This is a genomic window from Cognatundibacterium oligocarboniphilum (genome assembly GCF_013377855.1).
GTDB classification, from domain to species: domain Bacteria; phylum Pseudomonadota; class Gammaproteobacteria; order Burkholderiales; family Burkholderiaceae_D; genus Undibacterium; species Undibacterium oligocarboniphilum.
Genome location: NZ_JABXYJ010000011.1, coordinates 14,221 through 34,493 on the forward strand (window position 1 = coordinate 14,221; position 20,273 = coordinate 34,493).

The 20,273-nt window shown below is 49.2% G+C and carries 17 protein-coding genes and 1 tRNA gene; 14 read left to right on the top strand and 4 right to left on the bottom strand.

All coding sequences use genetic code 11. From position 1 onward, the window contains the following. Window positions 1-287 precede the first annotated feature (287 nt). A complete protein-coding gene (gene hpnC / locus HV832_RS15370) occupies window positions 288-1,097 on the bottom strand; it encodes a squalene synthase HpnC (protein WP_176804744.1) in 810 nt (269 codons plus the stop codon). A gap of 171 nt (window positions 1,098-1,268) precedes the next feature. On the opposite strand from hpnC, the gene HV832_RS15375 reads away from it, so the two are divergent. The 7 genes from HV832_RS15375 (at window position 1,269) to lon (ending at window position 11,995) form a co-directional block, all read left to right on the top strand. Further along, window positions 1,269-2,474 (top strand): efflux RND transporter periplasmic adaptor subunit, encoded by a 1,206-nt coding sequence (locus HV832_RS15375; protein WP_317889337.1) that lies wholly within the window; start codon window positions 1,269-1,271, stop codon window positions 2,472-2,474. Then, window positions 2,471-5,572 (top strand): efflux RND transporter permease subunit, encoded by a 3,102-nt coding sequence (locus HV832_RS15380; protein ID WP_176804745.1) that lies wholly within the window; start codon window positions 2,471-2,473, stop codon window positions 5,570-5,572. Before HV832_RS15375 ends, HV832_RS15380 begins: the two co-directional genes overlap by 4 nt. A 234-nt stretch (window positions 5,573-5,806) precedes the next feature. Further along, a tRNA-Leu gene (locus tag HV832_RS15385) sits at window positions 5,807-5,893 on the top strand. A 28-nt stretch (window positions 5,894-5,921) separates the two neighbouring features. Beyond that, the gene (gene tig / locus HV832_RS15390) at window positions 5,922-7,271 is read left to right on the top strand and encodes a trigger factor (RefSeq protein ID WP_176804746.1); all 1,350 of its coding nucleotides are present in this window, start codon (window positions 5,922-5,924) and stop codon (window positions 7,269-7,271) included. An 18-nt stretch (window positions 7,272-7,289) separates the two neighbouring features. After that, window positions 7,290-7,916, top strand: a complete 627-nt coding sequence (gene clpP / locus HV832_RS15395; protein ID WP_280525087.1) for an ATP-dependent Clp endopeptidase proteolytic subunit ClpP — start codon at window positions 7,290-7,292, stop codon at window positions 7,914-7,916. Window positions 7,917-8,104: 188 nt separating this feature from the next. Then, a complete protein-coding gene (gene clpX / locus HV832_RS15400; RefSeq protein ID WP_176804747.1) occupies window positions 8,105-9,370 on the top strand; it encodes an ATP-dependent Clp protease ATP-binding subunit ClpX in 1,266 nt (421 codons plus the stop codon). A 219-nt stretch (window positions 9,371-9,589) separates the two neighbouring features. Beyond that, window positions 9,590-11,995 (top strand): endopeptidase La, encoded by a 2,406-nt coding sequence (lon, locus tag HV832_RS15405; protein WP_176804748.1) that lies wholly within the window; start codon window positions 9,590-9,592, stop codon window positions 11,993-11,995. A 106-nt stretch (window positions 11,996-12,101) separates the two neighbouring features. Here lon and lexA read toward each other — a convergent pair whose 3' ends face one another. After that, window positions 12,102-12,752, bottom strand: coding sequence for a transcriptional repressor LexA (lexA, locus tag HV832_RS15410; protein ID WP_176804749.1), 651 nt, complete (start codon window positions 12,750-12,752; stop codon window positions 12,102-12,104). 221 nt (window positions 12,753-12,973) lie between these two features. On the opposite strand from lexA, the gene rpsF reads away from it, so the two are divergent. The 7 genes from rpsF to HV832_RS15445 all read left to right on the top strand — a co-directional run bounded on the left by rpsF (window position 12,974) and on the right by HV832_RS15445 (window position 17,893). Beyond that, complete coding sequence (rpsF, locus tag HV832_RS15415) at window positions 12,974-13,342, top strand: 30S ribosomal protein S6 (protein ID WP_176804750.1); 369 nt, start codon at window positions 12,974-12,976, stop codon at window positions 13,340-13,342. A 33-nt stretch (window positions 13,343-13,375) separates the two neighbouring features. Continuing rightward, on the top strand, window positions 13,376-13,675 hold the full coding sequence (priB, locus tag HV832_RS15420; protein WP_176804751.1) for a primosomal replication protein N: 300 nt from the start codon (window positions 13,376-13,378) through the stop codon (window positions 13,673-13,675). A gap of 9 nt (window positions 13,676-13,684) precedes the next feature. Next, a complete protein-coding gene (rpsR, locus tag HV832_RS15425; protein WP_176804752.1) occupies window positions 13,685-13,969 on the top strand; it encodes a 30S ribosomal protein S18 in 285 nt (94 codons plus the stop codon). A gap of 27 nt (window positions 13,970-13,996) precedes the next feature. Beyond that, complete coding sequence (rplI, locus tag HV832_RS15430) at window positions 13,997-14,449, top strand: 50S ribosomal protein L9 (RefSeq protein WP_176804753.1); 453 nt, start codon at window positions 13,997-13,999, stop codon at window positions 14,447-14,449. Between the two features lie 163 nt (window positions 14,450-14,612). Beyond that, complete coding sequence (locus HV832_RS15435) at window positions 14,613-16,001, top strand: replicative DNA helicase (protein ID WP_399311200.1); 1,389 nt, start codon at window positions 14,613-14,615, stop codon at window positions 15,999-16,001. Window positions 16,002-16,113: 112 nt separating this feature from the next. Beyond that, window positions 16,114-16,740 carry a DUF47 domain-containing protein gene (locus HV832_RS15440; RefSeq protein ID WP_176804792.1) on the top strand — a complete coding sequence of 209 codons (627 nt, stop codon included), beginning with the start codon at window positions 16,114-16,116 and terminating at the stop codon, window positions 16,738-16,740. Window positions 16,741-16,882: 142 nt separating this feature from the next. After that, window positions 16,883-17,893 (top strand): inorganic phosphate transporter, encoded by a 1,011-nt coding sequence (locus HV832_RS15445; RefSeq protein WP_176804755.1) that lies wholly within the window; start codon window positions 16,883-16,885, stop codon window positions 17,891-17,893. 101 nt (window positions 17,894-17,994) lie between these two features. Here HV832_RS15445 and HV832_RS15450 read toward each other — a convergent pair whose 3' ends face one another. Together HV832_RS15450 and HV832_RS15455 are read right to left on the bottom strand one after the other, a co-directional pair. Next, window positions 17,995-18,753, bottom strand: coding sequence for a LytR/AlgR family response regulator transcription factor (locus HV832_RS15450; protein WP_176804793.1), 759 nt, complete (start codon window positions 18,751-18,753; stop codon window positions 17,995-17,997). A gap of 8 nt (window positions 18,754-18,761) precedes the next feature. Continuing rightward, a complete protein-coding gene (locus HV832_RS15455; protein WP_176804756.1) occupies window positions 18,762-20,108 on the bottom strand; it encodes a sensor histidine kinase in 1,347 nt (448 codons plus the stop codon). Between the last annotated feature and the right edge of the window lie 165 nt (window positions 20,109-20,273).

Consider the following 20,273-nt stretch of genomic DNA (forward strand, 5'->3'; position numbering starts at 1 on the left):
GGGCATGCCTGTTCTTTGTTGCAACAGACTTCCGGTAAATAGTTTTTACTGCCAGATATTAAGAGCAATAGCAGCGATGTATCAGCATACTCCCCCTGTTTTATTCAAAAATGCCCCGATCTCCTTGATTTTATTGGTCTCGGAAATATACTGGGGGGAGTATTTTTCATAAAATTGAGCCGTGACGAAATTTTTTAACGGCAGGCTGGTCAATCGAATCCAGGTACGGTCTTTTCCGGTCGGTTTGTTCCGGGTCCTCAGTCAGCCAGCTTGAAGGCAGGGGGGAATTACATGCGAAATGCGCGGGCAGTGAGCAATAGCCAGTCAACCGCAGTGAGCCGTGGCCGGTGCCGGAACACATCGCCCTGCACACGGTCGATTTTTTCGATAATCCGCAAACCACCCTGAACCACGAGTCGCAATTCCCAGCCAATGCGTCCCGGCAGATGCCGTGCAAGCCCGGCACCGCTTTGCATCAGGTCGTGTGCGCGGCGGGTCTGGAATGCCATCAGCTGTTGCCATGCCGGATTTAATTGCTGCGCACCGATTTGCTGTTCGCTGACGCCGAAATGCCGCAAATCTTCCTGCGGCAGATAGACGCGCTGTTTTTGCCAGTCAATCGCCACGTCCTGCCAGAAATTAATCAGCTGTAGTGCGGTGCAGATCGCATCTGCGCTGCGGATATTATCCGGAGTATTGCGCTGATACAGTTCCAGCATGATGCGCCCGACGGGATTGGCGGAACGGCTGCAATAATCCTGCAACTGCGCGAAATTGTCGTAGCGGGTGGTCTGCACATCCTGCCGGAATGCCGACAGCAAATCACGGAATGATTGCAGTCTTAAGCTGTGCTGACGGATGATGTGCGCCAGTCGCGCGAACAAGGCCGAATCGCTGTGCTGGCCCCGTTCGATGCGATCCAGTTCTGCTTCATATTCGGCAAGCGCCGCAAGCCGTTGCCCGGGCAGGGCGTCGCCTTCATCGGCAATATCGTCTGCGCTGCGCGCAAAAGCGTAAATTACCTCTACCGCAGGGCGCAGCGAGGATGGCAGCAGCAGAGAGGCGACAGGAAAATTCTCGTAATGATCGACCGACATAAGGTATTGAAAACGCAGGAAAAATAAATGACCGAAAAGTCATTGGCAAAAATAAAAGGCTTCACTATAATAACTAACCACCGAGTCAGTTATTTTTAACGGATAGAAAATTTTGCCCTGATCCGACCGGCTGGCCGATATCCATAGCCTGCATAGTAAAGGAAAAATCTTGTGTTAACACTCAAATCTGTTGCTTACCCGCATTCAGCGCGGAGCGCTGACCGGCGCCTGCTTCCGGCGCTTTCCTCCGGTGTTTTGCTGGCGTCAGTGCTGGCCTTGATGAGCGCCTGTTCCAAGCCGGTCGGGAAAGCGGAAGACGTTCGCCCGGTGCGTGCCGTCACCGTGGCCAGCGCCAGTGCGAGTGTTGTATTTGAAGTGTCCGGTGAGGTTCGTCCGCGGATCGAATCGCGGTTGGGTTTTCGAGTACCGGGAAAAATCGTGCAACGCAAAGTGGATCTTGGCGCGGTCGTGAAACGTGGTCAGGTTCTGATGCAGCTCGACCCTCAGGATCTGGCATTAGCGCAGACGCAGGCAAAAGCCGGTCTGATGGCAGCGGAAAGTAACCGTGATCTGGCGCAGGCCGAACTCCGGCGGTATCAGGAACTGCGGAGTAAAAATTTCGTCGCGGCGGCCGTTCTGGATGCTAAGGAAGTGGCATTCAGAGCCGCGCAGTCCAGCTACGAACAGGCTTTGGCTGGATACAAAAATCAGAGTAACCAGACGGCATATACCACTCTGATCGCGGACGTGAATGGCGTGGTGACAGGCATTGATGCGGAAGCAGGTCAGGTGGTTGCTGCGGGCACACCGGTGATTCGTGTCGCCCAAAGCGGGGACATGGATGTGGTGGTGGGAATTCCTGAAAATAAAATTAACCAGATCCGCCAGATGAGCGATATCCGCGTGGCTTTATGGGCAAATCCTGCGCAGCCACTGCCTGCCAAGCTCAGGGAATTGTCTGCAATCGCCGATCCGGTGACCAGAACATATCAGGCGAAGGTGAGCCTGCCCGCCGATGCCAGGGATGTGCGTCTCGGAATGACTGCCAACGTAAGTTTTTCCACACCGGGTCAGCAGCCGGTTTTCCGTTTGCCGATGACGGCATTATTCCAGGACAAGGGCGTCTCTTCTGTGTGGGTGGTGAATAATGGCGTTGTGAAGCTGGTGCCGGTGCAGCTGGCGGGTGCTGACGGCGAACAATTATTGGTAACCGGCGGCATCGCAGCAGGTCAGGTTGTGGTGACCGCCGGTGTGAATCAGTTGCAGGCCGGGCAAAAAGTTACTCTCTTGGGTGCAGAGTCTGCCGCCGGAAAAAATACCTCTTCCGCACCGGTTTCTGGTACTGCTGTTTCCAATCGTACGGGGGCTTCGCAATGAGCAAGTCTTCCGGTTTTAACCTCTCACGCTGGGCGCTGGAACACATCCCTTTAACCCGTTATCTGATCGTTGCTCTGCTGCTCGGAGGGATTTTCAGTTATGCGAAGCTGGGGCAGGATGAAGATCCCCCATTCACTTTCCGTGCCATGGTGGTGCGCGCAATGTGGCCCGGAGCAACGGCGTTGCAAATGGCCGATCAGGTGACCGATAAGCTGGAAAAGAAGCTTCAGGAAACACCTTACATCGATAAAATCCGCAGCTATTCCAAACCGGGTGAAACGCTGATCATTCTGCAATTGCGTGAATCGACGCCGCCGAAAGAAACCCCTCAGGCCTGGTATCAGGTGAGGAAAAAAATCGGTGATATCCGCTCTACTCTGCCATCTGGCGTGATCGGCCCTTTTTTCAATGATGAATTCGGCGATACCTACGGATCGATTTTTGCGTTATCCGGTGATGGCTTTTCGTATGAAGAAGTTAAGGAGTATGCTGACTTCGTACGTCAGCAATTCCTGCGTATTCCTTCTGTTTCCAAAGTAGAGTTGTTTGGTGTGCAGGATGAGAAAATCAATATTGAATTTTCACAGAAAAAATTTGCCCAACTCGGTGTTCCCTTCGATACGATTGTTGCCCAGATCAATTCCCAGAATGGTATCGAGGCGACAGGCGTATTGACGACGTCGGCCGACAATCTGCAGGTGCGGATTTCCGGTGCGCTGATGACGGTCAAGGACCTGGAAAGCCTGCAGCTGCGCGCCAATGGTACGACTTTCCGGCTCGGAGATTTTGCGACGGTCCGGCGTGAGTATAAAAATCCACCGCAGGACAAAATGCGCTTCAATGGCAAGGAAGTCGTCGGTCTCGGCATCTCCATGGAAAAAGGCGGCAACATTATCGAGCTCGGCAAGCATTTGCAGCAGGAAGTTGCCACGATCAAAGCTAAGCTGCCGGTCGGTATCCAGCTGGAACAGGTCACCAATCAGCCTGATGCGGTGAAGGCATCGGTCGGTGAATTTGTGCATACACTGATTGAGGCCGTGGTGATCGTGCTGGCCGTCAGTTTCCTGTCACTTGGCCTGCATACCAAACCGTTCCGGCTCGATATCTGGCCTGGGCTGGTGGTGGGGCTGACTATTCCGCTGGTGCTGGCAATTACCTTCCTGTTTATGCGTATCCTCGACATCGATTTGCATAAAATCTCACTCGGCGCGTTGATCATTGCACTGGGGTTGCTGGTGGACGATGCGATTATCGCCGTCGAAATGATGGTGCGGAAGATGGAGGAAGGGTTTTCCCGTTTCGATGCGGCGACTTTTGCTTACACCTCGACCGCGATGCCGATGCTGACCGGAACGCTGATTACTGCGGCAGGCTTTTTGCCGATCGGGCTGGCGAAATCGGCTGCGGGTGAATATACCTTTTCGATGTTTTCGGTGAATGCGCTGGCGCTGATTATCTCTTGGTTGGCAGCGGTGTTGTTTACCCCTTATCTCGGTTATCTGTTTTTAAAAATCAAGCCGCATCATGCTGGTGGTCAGCCGCATGAATTATTTGATACGCCGTTCTACAGCCGCTTCCGGTCGTTGGTGAACTGGTGCGTCGAATGGCGCAAGACGACGATTGCGATTACCTTGATGGTGTTTGGTCTCGGTGTGTTTGGTTTTAAATTTATCGAGCAGCAGTTTTTTCCTGATTCCAGCCGGCCGGAACTGATGGTGGAATTATGGCTACCGGAAGGCTCTTCCTTTGCGGCGACCGAGGCGCAGGCGAAGAAGTTTGAAAGCATTCTGCAGAAACAGGAAGGGGTGGAAAGTATCACCAGTTATGTCGGTACGGGTAGTCCGCGATTCTATTTACCGCTCGATCAGATATTTCCGCAGACGAACGTGTCGCAGATTGTCGTGTTGCCGAAAAATCTGAAGGCGAGGGAAGCGTTACGCCTGAAGATCATCGATTTATTTAAAACCGATTTTCCTGAGGTGCGCGGGCGTGTGAAGCTGCTGCCGAATGGTCCGCCGGTTCCTTATCCGGTGCAGTTCCGCGTGACGGGACTGGAGGTCGCTCAGGTTCGCGCCATTGCTGATCGCGTTAAGGAAGTCATGCGCGCCAATCCGAATACGGTGGGCGTCAACGACAACTGGAATGAATCGGTGAAAGTTGTGCGGATCGATCTGGATCAGGATAAGTTGCGTGCTGCCGGCATCACATCGCAAAACATTATGCGTGCAGCCAACACGATTCTGACTGGAACCACCGTTGGTCAGTTCAGGGATGGTAACAAGCTGATTGATATCGTGGTGCGCCAACCGGTGGATGAACGCTCCACTGTCAATGCGCTGAATAATGCCAATATTCCGACTGCCAGTGGCAAACCGGTACCGCTGTCGCAGCTGGCCAGCGTGAAGCTGGTCTGGGAACCAGGCGTGGTCTGGCGCGAAGGGCGGGAATGGGCGGTGACGGTGCAATCTGACGTGGTCGACGGCATTCAGGGACCGACGGTTTCCAGCCAGATTACGCCAAAATTGCAGCAAATCCGTGATGCGTTACCACCTGGATATAAAGTAGAGCTGGCCGGCGCTGCCGCAGACAGCGGAAAAGCGCAGGAATCGATTGCCGCCAATGTGCCGCTGGTGATTTTCATTATTTTCACCTTGCTCATGCTGCAATTGCACAGCTTCTCCAGAGCCATTCTGGTGTTTCTGACCGGACCATTGGGTGTTGCCGGCGCTGCGATGGCGTTGCTGATACTGCAAAGACCGTTTGGTTTCGTGGCGCAGCTGGGGGTAATTGCTTTGTTCGGTATGATCATCCGGAATTCGGTGATTCTGATTGATCAGATTGAGCATGATATTGAGGAGGGCGTGGAAGTCTGGGACGCGATTGTTGAGTCTGCGGTCAGACGTTTCCGCCCGATCATTCTCACCGCTGCCGCGGCTGTGCTGGCCATGATTCCCTTGTCCGGATCGGTATTCTGGGGCCCGATGGCCGTGGCGATCATGGGGGGGCTGATTATTGCTACCGCCCTGACTTTATTGTTCCTGCCGGCATTGTATGCTGCCTGGTTCCGGGTCAAAAAGCCCGTAGAAACGGTAAAATAAGCCGTATTTCGGGCAAATTATTTCTGATTTGCCCGAAATGCCCTGAAATGTTTTGTAATCGACATCAAAAAAATAAGCCACAGGATTTTAAAATCCAGTAGAATAATGGGCTGGAGTTGTAATGCCACATACATTAGTTCTGGGCGACGCTTGATGTTCGGGTCGCCCTTTGCTTTTGTGCCGGATGCGTCGCAGATCAATGCCGGTATTCAGGGTAGCTAACAAACTCATTCCGCGAGGATGGCGAAATTGGTAGACGCACCAGGTTTAGGTCCTGACGCCAGCAATGGTGTGGGGGTTCGAGTCCCCCTCCTCGCACCACAGAATTTTTACTATTTGGACGATTTTCATGGCAACTGCAGTCGAAACTTTAGATAAATTGGAACGCCGCCTCACGATTTCCTTCCCGGTCGCTGATGTGCAATCGGAAGTTGAAAAGCGTTTGAAGGTGCGTGCACGTACAGCAAAGGCTCCTGGTTTTCGTCCAGGTAAAGTGCCAATGAAGATGGTCGCGGCTCAGTACGGTTATCAGATTGAAAATGAAGTTCTGAACGATAAAGTCGGTCAGGCATTTGCTGCTGCGGCAAATGAAAATAATCTGCGTGTCGCAGGCTATCCAAACATCGAGCCGAAGTCCGGCGAAGGTGTTGCAGAGGGTACGCTGGCATTCAATGCGACTTTTGAAGTGTATCCGGAAATCCGGATTGGTGATTTGTCTTCTGCCGAAGTTGAGCAGGTTAAATCGGATGTGACAGATGCTGAGATCGATAAGACGATCGATATTCTGCGCAAGCAGCGCGTTCACTTCCATGTGAAGGGGGAACAGGGCGCGCACGGTGACGGCGGCGCTGATCAGTCCGCTCAGAATGGCGATCGTGTGACTGTCAATTTCGTCGGAAAAATTGATGGTGTTGAATTTGCAGGCGGTAAAGCGGATGACTTCGTTTTTATCTTGGGCGAAGGTCGCATGCTGCCGGAGTTCGAAGCTGCTACACTGGGTTTGAAGGCTGGCGAATCCAAAACTTTCCCGCTGAGCTTCCCTGAGGATTATCACGGTAAAGACGTTGCCGGAAAAACTGCTGAATTCACTATTACCCTGACGAAGATTGAGTTGGCGCATTTGCCTGAGGTGGATGCTGATTTCGCTAAAATGCTGGGTGTCGAGGATGGCGATCTGGTAAAGATGCGCAATGACATCAAGGATAACCTTGAGCGTGAAGTACGCGGACGTGTCAAGGCAAAAACCAAAGAAAGCGTGATGGATGCGCTGGTTAAAGCTGTTGCTTTTGATGTGCCTAAAGCTTTGGTTGCGCAAGACAGCGAACGTTTGGCAGAAATGACCCGGCAGGATATGGCGCAGCGTGGAATGAATGTAAAAGATGTTCCATTCCCTACAGAATTGTTCAATGCACAGGCAGAGCGCCGTGTGCGTCTCGGCCTGATTCTGGCTGAGATGGTCAAGGCCAATAGCCTGCAGGCAACTGCTGACCAGATCAAGGCGCAAGTTGAAGATTTTGCCCAAAGTTACGAAGACCCGCAGCAAGTGGTGAAATACTACTACAGCGACCGCAATCGTCTGGCAGAAGTAGAAGCCCTTGTATTGGAAGAAAACGTCGTTAACTATGTGCTGGGTAAATCAAAAGTCACAGAAAAAACACTGCCTTTTGATGAGTTGATGGGCAATAACGCACAAGCTTAACAAATAAAGGAACTCTACATGACAGGCATCATCCGTAATTCGGCGTTGGATACCAATATGCTGGGCATGGTGCCGATGGTGATTGAGCAGAGTGGGCGTGGTGAGCGTTCTTACGATATTTACTCCCGTCTGCTCAAAGAGCGGGTGATTTTCCTGGTAGGTCCGGTGAATGACCAGACGGCTAATCTGGTCGTGGCGCAATTGCTTTTTCTTGAAAGTGAAAATCCGGATAAGGATATTTCTCTCTATATCAATTCACCGGGTGGTTCCGTTTCTGCTGGCATGGCAATCTACGATACCATGCAGTTCATAAAACCGGATGTTTCCACTCTGTGTACTGGTATGGCGGCTTCGATGGGCGCCTTCCTGCTGGCTGCCGGTGCAAAAGGTAAGCGATTTTCGTTGCCGAATTCTCGTATCATGATTCATCAGCCATTGGGTGGTGCTCAGGGGCAGGCATCGGATATTGAAATCCAGGCCAGGGAAATCCTGTATCTGCGTGAACGCCTCAATGGTATTCTCGCTGAAAAAACTGGCCGTAGCCTCGAGCAGATTGCGAAAGATACTGACCGTGATAATTTCATGTCCGCCGATGCCGCGGTGGAATACGGTTTGATCGACAAGGTACTGGCACATCGCGCGTGAGTTTCACTGATTTTGAAACGCCCGCTCCTGCGAAGGTTCGGGCGTTTTTTATTGGTGGTCGTCAGCGCTATGCCGGTTGGGCGTATGCAATCTGTCTAAATGCTGAGATGCCATGACGAAATTGGTTTTTGCAGGTAATATGCATCCATGCTGTCCTGATTTAATTTTATTTGCTTTCTATTCGCACCATGTCCGATAAAAAATCCTCCGGCAGTGAAAAACTGCTTTACTGCTCATTCTGTGGAAAGAGTCAACATGAGGTTAAGAAACTGATTGCTGGGCCGTCGGTTTTCATTTGCGACGAGTGTATTGATTTGTGTAACGATATCATTCGCGATGAAGTCTCAGAGATTGACAACATTGCGAGTGCAAAAAATGAACTCCCCACACCCCAGGAAATTACGGATCTGTTGGATCAGTACGTGATCGGGCAGGCAACAGCCAAGCGCATACTCGCAGTTGCCGTATATAACCATTACAAACGTCTTAAGCATCTCGGAAAAAAAGATGATGTGGAACTGGCAAAAAGTAATATTTTGCTGGTTGGCCCGACAGGGTCGGGAAAAACGTTGCTGGCACAGACCTTGGCCCGTATGCTGAATGTGCCATTTGTGATTGCTGACGCGACGACGTTGACCGAGGCTGGATATGTCGGCGAAGATGTTGAGAACATTATTCAAAAATTACTGCAAAACTGTAATTACGAAGTCGAGCGCGCGCAAAAGGGGATTGTTTATATCGATGAAATTGATAAAATTTCCCGCAAATCTGACAATCCTTCCATCACGCGCGATGTTTCCGGCGAAGGTGTGCAGCAAGCGTTGCTGAAACTGATTGAGGGCACGATGGCGTCCGTGCCTCCTCAGGGTGGACGCAAGCATCCAAATCAGGACTTCATCCAAATTGACACGACTAACATCATGTTCATTTGTGGTGGCGCATTTGATGGCCTGGCCAAAATTATTTCTGACCGGTCCGAACGTAGTGGGATTGGTTTTTCTGCCAGCGTTAAAAGTCAGACCGAGAAAAGTGCCAGTCAAGTCATGCAGGATGCAGAGCCTCAGGATCTGATTAAGTTTGGATTGATTCCCGAGCTGGTGGGGCGTTTGCCGGTGATAGCCACATTAAATGAGCTGGATGAAGCAGCGTTAATCCAGATTCTGGTTGAGCCAAAAAATGCGCTGATTAAGCAATATGCAAAGTTGCTTGAAATGGAAGGCACTGAGCTGGAAATTCGTCCTGCGGCATTACAAGCCATTGCGAAAAAAGCGATTGCCCGTAAAACAGGCGCCCGCGGACTGCGTTCTATTCTTGAGCATGCATTGCTGGACATTATGTACGATCTGCCTAGTCACCAGAACGTTGAAAAAGTAGTCATTGATGAGAATACGATTACTAATGGTGCGAAGCCTTTGCTGATTTATCAGGAGCCGGCGAAAGTTTCTGGTGCCTGATCAGGGAAACCTGGCAAGCAGATCAAAGAAAAAGTCTTTCATCTGCCTGCCAGAAAAATCTAATCGCTGTAGAATAGGGCGATAAAATAGATCAGCTTCAATCGTAAAGCTACCCGGAGAACCCCTCTGCGTGGCTTTTTTTGTTGTTTTTAATGAGATGGGCTTGTGTTTTAGCCCTGTGCGCCAACATTGTTAACCAGTATTTATGAAAGGTGCGCCATGACGACTACTCTGATGACCGAGCAAATCCAATTACCATTACTTCCACTGAGGGATGTAGTGGTGTTTCCACATATGGTGATTCCTTTATTTGTCGGCCGACCAAAGTCTATCAAAGCCTTAGAGGCTGCAATGGATCAGGGTAAAAGCATTATGCTTGCTGCGCAAAAAGCCGCGGCGAAAGATGAGCCATCTGCGGACGATATTTACGAAATTGGCTGTGTTGCCAATATCCTGCAAATGCTGAAGTTGCCCGATGGCACGGTAAAAGTGCTGGTAGAGGGGGCGCAGCGTGCGCGGATTCACAAAATCCATGATTCTGAATCGCATTTCAGTGCAGAACTGACGCCGGTAGCGGCTGTTGAAGAAGATGATTCCGAAGTTGAGGCGATGCGCCGTGCGATCGTTCAACAGTTTGATCAGTACGTCAAACTGAACAAAAAAATCCCGCCTGAAATTCTGGCTTCTCTCTCCGGCATTGATGATGCCGGCCGTCTGGCCGATACGATTGCCGCACATTTACCTCTGAAGCTCGAGCAAAAGCAGGTTATTCTCGAAATATTCAGCGTCGCTAAGCGGCTCGAACATTTGCTGGGGCAGCTTGAGGGAGAGCTCGATATTTTGCAAGTTGAAAAGCGTATCCGTGGCCGCGTCAAGCGTCAGATGGAAAAATCTCAACGCGAATATTATCTGAATGAGCAGGTCAAGGCGATTCAAAAGGAGTTGGGCGAGGGAGAGGAAGGCGCTGATATTGATGAGCTTGAGAAAAAAATCACCGCTGCCAAAATGCCCAGGGAAGCCCGCGACAAAGCGATGAATGAGTTGAAAAAACTCAAGATGATGTCGCCCATGTCTGCCGAGGCGACAGTCGTGCGTAACTACATTGATACGATCGTCGGTTTACCGTGGAAGAAAAAGTCTAAGGTCAATAATGATCTGACCAATGCCGAGAAAGTGTTGGAGGATGAGCATTACGGACTCGATAAAGTGAAAGAGCGCATCCTTGAGTATCTTGCAGTACAGCAACGCGTAGATAAATTGAAGGCGCCTATTCTGTGTCTCGTTGGTCCACCCGGTGTCGGAAAAACGTCACTTGGACAATCCATTGCCCGCGCGACAAACCGGAAGTTTGTGCGTATGGCGCTCGGTGGTGTGCGTGATGAGGCGGAAATCCGCGGTCATCGTCGTACTTATATCGGATCAATGCCCGGAAAGATTTTGCAGAGCCTGGCCAAAGTCGGTGTGCGCAACCCCCTGTTTTTACTGGATGAAGTGGATAAAATGGGCGCAGACTTCCGTGGCGATCCATCTTCAGCTTTACTGGAAGTGCTTGATCCGGAACAGAATCATACTTTTTCCGATCATTACATCGAAGTTGACTTCGATTTGTCTGACGTGATGTTTGTTGCAACATCAAATTCCTACAATATTCCAGCTGCTCTGCTGGACAGGATGGAAGTGATTCGCTTGTCCGGTTATACCGAAGACGAAAAAACCAGTATTGCGCAACGTTATCTGTTGCCAAAACAAATTAAAAATAACGGTTTAAAAGAAACTGAAATCGGCGTTGCGGAAAGTGCGATACGGGACATCATCCGCTATTACACTCGCGAAGCTGGCGTCCGTTCTTTGGAGAGAGAAATTTCCAAGATTTGTCGCAAAGTGGTGAAGATGCTGTTACTCAAAAAAAATGAGAAAAAGGCGACTATCACAGCAAAAAATCTGGATAAATATCTCGGAGTCCGTCGTTATGATTTTGGTGTTGCTGTTAAGGAAAATCAGATTGGGCAGGTGGTCGGTCTGGCATGGACCGAAGTTGGTGGCGATCTGTTGACGATTGAAGCCGTGTCTATGCCTGGCAAGGGTGGTGTTATCCGTACTGGCACTTTGGGCGACGTGATGAAGGAGTCGATTGAGGCAGCCAGAACTGTTGTGCGTAGCCGCGCCAAGCGGCTTGGCATCAAGTCGGATGTGTTTGAGAAAAGCGATATACACATCCACGTACCGGAAGGTGCAACGCCCAAGGATGGCCCTTCCGCAGGTATTGCGATGACGACTGCATTGGTTTCTGTTTTTACCGGAATTCCGGTTCGTGCCGATGTTGCAATGACTGGTGAGATCACGTTGCGAGGCGAAGTATTGCCGATCGGTGGGCTGAAAGAGAAGTTGCTTGCAGCTCACCGGGGGGGTATCAAAACTGTTTTAATCCCGGAAGAAAATGCAAAGGATCTGACGGAAATTCCGGATAATGTTAAAAACAGGCTTGAGATTATTCCAGTCCGTTGGATCGATAAAGTTCTTGAAATTGCTCTGGAGAGTCAGCCGGCAGCGTTGCCGGATGAGGATGTCAGTATCGCCGCTACTCCAGCGGCGGGCACTGATGAGTCAGCGGTGGTAAAGCATTAAGTCTGTTTTTGTGATTTAAAAAATGCCCTGATTTTCAGGGCATTTTTTTGTCAATCAGAAAATTTGATAGCAGGTGTCGTAAGAGGTTCTTCAATTCGGCATCAGATTAGACCCAGTTTCTCATTAGTCCCACAGCCAATCCCTCTAAAGAAAAATCTGTTTCATTTTCGCTGACGTGAATAATGGAGTAGTCTGGATTTTCTGGAATTAACTCTACCCCGTTTTCTGTTTTTTTGTAACGCTTGACAGTGACGTCGTCACCCAGTCTGGCAACGATAATCTGACCATTTCTGGCATGATCTGTCTTTTTTACAGCCAGCAGATCACCATCCAGAATACCGGCATCGCGCATGGACATGCCACGAACTTTTAGTAAAAAATCAGGTTTGGCAGAAAAAAGAGCGGGATCCACCTGATAGCTTGACTCAATATGTTCGCTCGCAAGAATGGGGGAGCCGGCTGCAACGCGTCCGACTAGCGGAATGGTCAGATTTGCAGATACTGAACTGGCAGAGAGAGAGCCGGTAATATGACTCGATAAGTCAGAGTCCAGCAAGCGAATTCCCCGTGAAGTGCCTGCCGCAATTTCAATCACGCCTTTTCTGGCGAGTGCCTGCAGATGTTCTTCGGCAGCGTTAGTCGAGCGGAAGCCGAGCGCAGATGCTATTTCAGCCCTGGTTGGAGGGAAACCTGTCTGGTGGATGGCATCTTTTATGAGATTCAGGATTTGTTCCTGTCTTGCGGTCAGCTTTAGCATGAGGTCAATGCGCGAATTGCGCTGTACGTATAGACAGTCTGTATTTTTATACAGTGAGATGTTCTGTGCAAGGAAAATTTGATATATTTTTAGATGTCTATTGCGATTAGTTAAAGTGATTTGTATTAATCATTAAACTGGGTTATCATAATCGGCTTTCCTCTTCCTGCACTCGTCTTGACGCCGGGGCAGGCTATTTTTATTGTCCACAAGGAGAATATATGCGTCATTATGAAATCGTATTTATCGTACATCCCGATCAAAGCGAGCAGGTGCCGGCAATGATCGAGCGTTATAAGGCCAGTGTTGTTGCACGTGGTGGTCAGATCCATCGCGTTGAAGATTGGGGCCGTCGTCAATTGGCTTACATGATTCAGAAACTGGCAAAAGCACACTATGTTTGCATGAACATCGAGTGCGACGCAGAAACTCTGCTCGAACTGGAAACCGCATTCAAATTCAATGATGCTGTTCTGCGCCACCTGACAGTTAAAATGAAAAAAGCTGAAACAGCACCATCTCCAATGATGAAAGCTGTTCAGAAGGAAGATGCAGCGAAGGCACAGCGCGTTGAAGCGCCAGCCGCTTAATTTCATTAGTTGAAAAGGTCGTGTGACGGTACGGTGAACCAACTCAGTCTGTTTGCAAAAATCATCGAGAAATCTGCATTACGTTTTACGCCGGCAGGTGTTCCGATAGCCAGTGCTGTGCTGATGCACAGTTCTCAGCAGACAGAAGCAGGATTGATCAGACTGGTTGAAATGGAAATTTCTGCAATTGCTGCAGGAGATATTTCGAAAAGCTTTTCTGAAATTCCGCTGGAACTGGAGTGCGAATTCACCGGATTCCTGGCACGCAAAAACCGCAACAGCAAAAGTCTCGTTTTTCATGTAACGAATTTCGGGATGAATTTACTAGATTAGGAGCCAAAAATGGCATTCGGTAAAAAATTTGATAAAAACAAATTGAAGCAAAAGCGCCAGCAACAAAATCCTTTGTTTAAGCGTAAAAAATTCTGCCGCTTCACAGCAGCACATGTAGAGAAAGTTGATTACAAAGATATCGACACTCTGAAAGATTTCGTTCAGGAAAATGGCAAAATCATGCCAGCCCGTCTGACCGGCACTAAGGCTTTGTATCAGCGTCAGGTTGACACAGCGATCAAGCGTGCACGCTACTTAGCGTTGTTGCCTTACACTGATCTGCACACAGCGTAATTGACGACAGGATATTAGGAGAAAAATATGCAAGTTATTCTGATGGATAAAGTCGTTAATCTCGGCAATCTCGGTGATGTAGTTCGTGTGAAAGATGGTTACGCACGTAATTTTCTGATCCCGCAACGTATGGCTCGTCGCGCAACTGCGGCAGCGATTGCTGAATTTGAAGCAAAGCGTGCAGAGCTCGAAAAGGCGGCAGCTGAGAAATTGGCAGCAGCTCAGGCACAAGGCGAAAAACTGGAAGGCTCTACTGTTCAGATCGCTCAGAAAGCTGGTGTTGATGGTCGTTTGTTCGGTTCCGTAACTAATTTTGATATCGCTGAAGCCCTGGCTAAACAAGGTTTCGCGGTTGAGAAAGCACAAGTCCGTTTGCCACAAGGTCCATTGAAAATTGTTGGCGACCACGCGGTTTCCGTTGCATTGCACACTGACGTTGTTGTTAATGTGAACGTCGCAGTTGTTGGAGAGCAGGCGTAATTTAGCCGCTTTTCAAAATAAAAAAGCCGGGTTATTGCCCGGCTTTTTTATTTTTTTTGATAAATTATTTATATAATTTATTTGTTGTTGGAACAGCATAATGTCCAATTGTTACCCAGTCCGGGTTCGTTGGTAATCAGAATTAGCAGGTATAATGCGCGCCATGAAAGCCGCTCCCGATCCACAGTTAGACGCTATCCGCGTTCCTCCTCATTCAATAGAAGCAGAACAGTCCGTCTTGGGCGGCTTGTTGCTGGACAATGCTGCATGGGATCGAATTGCAGACTTTATTGGCGAGGATGATTTTTATCGTTACGACCATCGTCTGATTTTTCAGTGCATGGTGAAGTTGATTAATTCATCCAGGCCGGCAGACGTGATTACTGTATATGAAGCGCTGAGTGTACAGGGTAAAGCAGAGGATGCTGGCGGCTTGGTTTATTTGAATGCACTGGCGCAAAATACACCATCTGCTGCAAATATCCGACGATATGCGGAAATCGTCCGTGACCGTGGCGTATTGCGCAAGCTGATTACGGTATCCGATGAAATTGCAGGCAATGCCTTCAATCCGCAGGGTAAAGAAGTCAAACAGATGCTGGATGAGGCAGAGTCTAAAATATTTGCCATCGCAGAAGAGGGCGCACGTGGTGCCCAGGGTTTTCAGGCAATTCAGCCGCTGTTGACGCAGGTTGTGGAGCGCATTGATGAGCTCTACAACCGCGACAACCAAAATGATATTACTGGCGTGCCAACGGGGTTTGTTGATCTGGATAAAATGACTTCCGGTTTGCAACCTGGCGATCTGATTATCGTTGCGGGTCGTCCATCGATGGGTAAGACTGCGTTTTCGCTGAATATCGGAGAAAACGTTGCCATCGACAGTGGATTACCTGTCGCTGTATTTTCTATGGAAATGGGCGGGGCACAATTGGCAATGCGTATGTTGGGGTCGGTTGGGCGCCTTGACCAGAGCCGTTTGCGGATTGGTAAGCTGAGTGATGAGGACTGGCCCAGACTGACGCATGCCATCCAGAAAATGAATGAGGCGCAGCTATATATTGATGAAACACCGGCGCTCAGTTCAATTGAGCTGCGAGCACGTTCCCGGCGGCTGGCGCGTCAATGTGGCAAGCTGGGTCTGATTATCGTGGATTACTTGCAGCTGATGTCTGCCAATGTGGCAGGTGAAAACCGGGCGACAGAGATTTCGGAAATTTCCCGAAATCTGAAAGGTTTGGCAAAAGAACTGAATTGCCCCGTGATTGCGCTTTCCCAGTTGAACCGTTCTCTGGAACAGCGCCCGAATAAGCGTCCGGTGATGTCGGATCTGCGTGAATCGGGCGCGATTGAGCAGGATGCTGACGTCATCATGTTCATTTACCGCGATCAGGTTTATAACCCCGATTCGCCGGATAAAGGGACTGCAGAAATCATTATTGGTAAGCAGCGTAATGGTCCTATTGGCAGTGTGCGCCTGACCTTTTTGGGTGAATACACGAAATTCGATAATTATGTTGGTTCTTTGTCTATCTACGGAGATAGCGAGTAACTTTTAAGACAGGGTGATGGTGAACAGTCCGGCCACCGGATTGTTTCAATTCCCAGACCGATGTTTTTCTGATCAGAATTCATCTTCATTTCTATTTGTCAGTGAGAAAAAAATGTTTGGACGCTTGATGCCTACTGAAGGCAAATTCTTTGAGCTTTTTAATCAGCACGCAGAGTTGTGTGTAAAAGGATCCATGGAGATGTTGGCTTTGATGACCAATTTCGATGATCTGGAAAATCGCGTACATGCAATTGAAGGCATAGAAAAACAAGCCGATACGGTGACCTATAACACCATTGAGTTATTGCATAAAACATTTATCACGCCGATTGACCGTGATGACATCCATAAACTGATTACCCGCATGGATGATATTCTCGACTTGCTGGAGGATGGGGCACAAACTATTTCGCTGTACGACATCCGTGAAATCACCCCTGAGGCAAAGCGGCTGGCGGAGTTGTGTCTGGCTTGTTCTGAAAAGGTTCAGCTGGCAGTCAGCAAGCTGCACAACATGAATTACTCAAGAGAAATTTTGTCGATCTGTGAGGAAATTGATCGTCTCGAGTCAGATGCTGATCATGTCATGCGGGCGGCTATGTCTAAACTGTTCCGTGATGAACCTGATGTACGGAATCTGATTAAGCTGAAAGCGATCTATGAAATCCTTGAAACAGTGACAGATCGTTGTGAAGACGTGGCAAATATCATTGAAGGCATTATTGTTGAAAACGCCTGATGCACAGGTCTGGAATAGTCTGAATGTCTGATCTGATCTGACCTGCCGGGGAGAGAAGTGGTTGTTTGGCGGGGAAGATACACAATAAAAAATAACAGGCCTGTTACGGTTGTGCAGGCCGAATTCAAAAAGAGTAAATTTCATGCAAACTTTGCAGATAAGCATTTACGTCGTCGCGGCGCTGGTCGTGCTGGCGCTGCTGTTTGATTTTATGAATGGTTTCCACGATGCGGCAAACGCCATTGCAACCGTGGTATCAACAGGGGTATTGAAGCCACAGACGGCAGTTGCCATGGCTGCACTGTTTAACGTCATTGCTGTTTTTTTCTTTCAGTTGAAAGTGGCTGCGACAATTGGCAAAGGCACGATAGAGCCATGGGCGATTGACCATTACGTGATCTTTGGTGCATTGGTCGGTGCCGTATTCTGGAACCTGATTACCTGGTATTTCGGTATTCCTTCGTCTTCTTCGCATGCCCTGATTGGTGGTCTGGTTGGTGCGGCTGTGGCGAAGTCGGGAACGAACGCTTTGTTATCCTCCGGTTTGCTCAAGACGATCGCATTTATCGTTCTGTCGCCGTTACTGGGTTTTATCCTGGGGTCACTGATGATGTTGCTGGTGTCCTGGCTGTTCGTTCATTCAACGCCATTAAAGGTGGACAGATGGTTCCGCCGGTTTCAGTTGGCATCCGCTTCCATGTACAGTCTGGGGCATGGCGGTAATGATGCACAGAAAACGATGGGAATTATCTGGATGCTGCTGATTGCAGGCGGTTACTCCAGTGCGCAGGATGCGATGCCGCCATGGTGGGTGATTTTATCCTGCTATGGCGCGATTGGTCTGGGTACTTTATTTGGGGGGTGGCGCATTGTGAAAACGATGGGGCAGAAAATTACCAAATTAAAACCGGTCGGTGGCTTTTGTGCAGAAACAGGTGGTGCAATTACCTTATTTATTGCGACAGCAATGGGTGTTCCTGTATCAACGACCCATACCATCACTGGAGCGATTGTCGGGGTTGGCTCAGCACAGAAAATGTCTGCTGTACGCTGGGGTGTGGCGGGAAACATTGTCTGGGCATGGGTGTTAACAATTCCAGCATCCGCATTTGTGGCTGCGATTGCCTGGTGGTTTGGTTTGCGTCTTTTGTAATCAATCACTTCCCGGATTGGAAAGAAAAAAGCGCCTGAGCAAGGCGCTTTTTTTCGGAATGTGTCTCTAGGTATTTGACCTGATCTGAGTCGTATATAAGATCACATTTGTTTGAATAAGTGCACAAAACTTCTGCTGACCTCCAGTTTTTCATTCATGCCTTTGACTTGAACCAGATGGCGCCCACGGAGATCGCGCACAACGCCAGATATAGACTTGGCATTGACTAAGGTTGAACGGTGAATTTGCCAGAATAAAGCCGGGTCTAATTCTTCAGCCAGATCCCGGACTGGTTTGCGTATCAGTGCTTCGTATGACGCAGTCTGTACACGGGTGTACTTTTCGTCAGACTGGAAAAACAGAATTTCCTCTACCGGGATCAGGCGCAGTTCCTGACCAATTGATGCCTGTATCCATTGCAAATAAACAGGTTTTTGAGACATCCCCATTTGTTTCGCCAATTGTGACAGCAGCGTGCTCATGTCTGCAGGTTGTGTCTGGCTATGCAGGCGTGATTTCAGTCTTTCGACGGTTTTTGTGAGCCGATCTGCGTCAGCAGGCTTCAATACATAATCGACTGCACCATGATCAAAGGCTTCAATCGCGTACTGATCGTAAGCCGTGATGAAGACAATGTGCGCTTTATTACCTATTTCTTTAGCAGCTTCCAAGCCTGTTTTAATCGGCATGCGAATATCCAGAAAAACCAGATTGGGGCGGTGTTGCTCAACCAGTTGTATCGCTTCATTACCATTTTTCGCTTCATCCAGAATGGTCAGTTCTGGCCAGACCTGCTCGAGTCTTGATCTGAGCTGGTCGCGCATGAGTCTCTCATCGTCGGCAAGGATTGCAGTTGGCATCATGATTATCAGTTGGCTAATTCATAAGGAATTTCTATGGTAACGCAAACACCGCTTGGTTGATTCGGTGTGATGATCATTTGCCCCTTTTCTTTATAAATTAATTTCAGTCTTTCACGGATATTCTGAAGTCCGAGGCCTGTACCGTTGCTTGGCATTGCACCGAATCCCAAACCATTATCAGAAACGCTGACTCTCAATTTATTATGGGCAACTTCAACCCGGAACTGGATGGTACCTCCTTCGGCTTTGCATTCCAGCCCGTGCTTGATCGCATTTTCAACGAGAGACTGTAACATCATGGGAGGGAAGGAGGCGCTGCGCAGTCCTTCCGGCATGACAAAATCAACATTCAGCCTTTCCTCCATGCGCATCTTCAGCAGATCCAGATAGGCTTTGATCATATCCGCCTCGCGTCCCAGATTGGTTGTTGAGGCATTTTCCCGCATTTGAGGCAATACGGCGCGCAGATAGCTGATCAGGCTTCTTTGCATGGCGGCTGCGCGTGGCGGATCGGTTTCGATCAGGTGTTCGACCGATGCCAGGGTGTTAAATAGAAAATGTGGCTCAACCTGTGCCTGCATCATCTGCATTTTGGCTTCGCTGACCTGACGCAACAGCGATTCTTTTTCTGCAGCCTGACCGGCTTCCTTGGCTTTTTCTTCAGCCCGGACTTTGCCGCTCATTAATATTTTCATGCCAAACAGGCCAAAGATCAGCAAAAGGACAAAATTGACAAACCATTTTGAGGAAGTTTTTTTATAGCTACGGACTTCTTCATCGGCAGCATCAGCGACGGCATTATTGATATCCTCGCTGATTTCTTTTGCCACGTCAGCAGGTAATTTGATGTGGATGTCATCACCGGGCGCAAGATCTTTGGGGCCTGGCGGCATCACTGGTACTGCTGGCGCTATTGGTGGAGCGGCTGCCACCGGTGGTGCCGGCACGGGTGGCGGCGGCAAGGCGTCGCTGGCGCTGCTGGCCGGTGTTGCGGGAATATTCTTTGTGCGGACGCCATTTTCATCAATTTCAATTTGTTTGCCGGCTCCACCGACGCTGGATTTTCGGATGCGTAGCCCGGTATCATCAATTTCGATATTGGTATCGTTATCAATAGGCTGTGTTTTTTTGAGTTTTTTTAGAGGTTTGTTTTTTGTGACGACAACGCTTTCTTCGGATGTAAAGAGCATGTCCTGCAGCATGGCACCTGCAGACATTGTCACTACCGCAAAAAGAAAAAATTTCCACCAGGATAATTTAGTCACCCAGGCTGCGGTCTGGTCAAAGCGCAGGCTCAGCCATTCACGCAACTCACGGAGCAGTTCTTTGATGGTAATGACGGTCGGATTCATGGCTTTCTTTTCAAGCTGGCAAGGTGGATCGAAGTTTTATGTATGTACTGTAAAAAAATCAGGCGATTGACGCTACCGCTATGCGATAGTCGGTCAGGATTGCAGGATAGAATGAAAAATAGGCGACATGATTGTTATCTGTCGCCTTGGCCTGCTGGTGGAAAG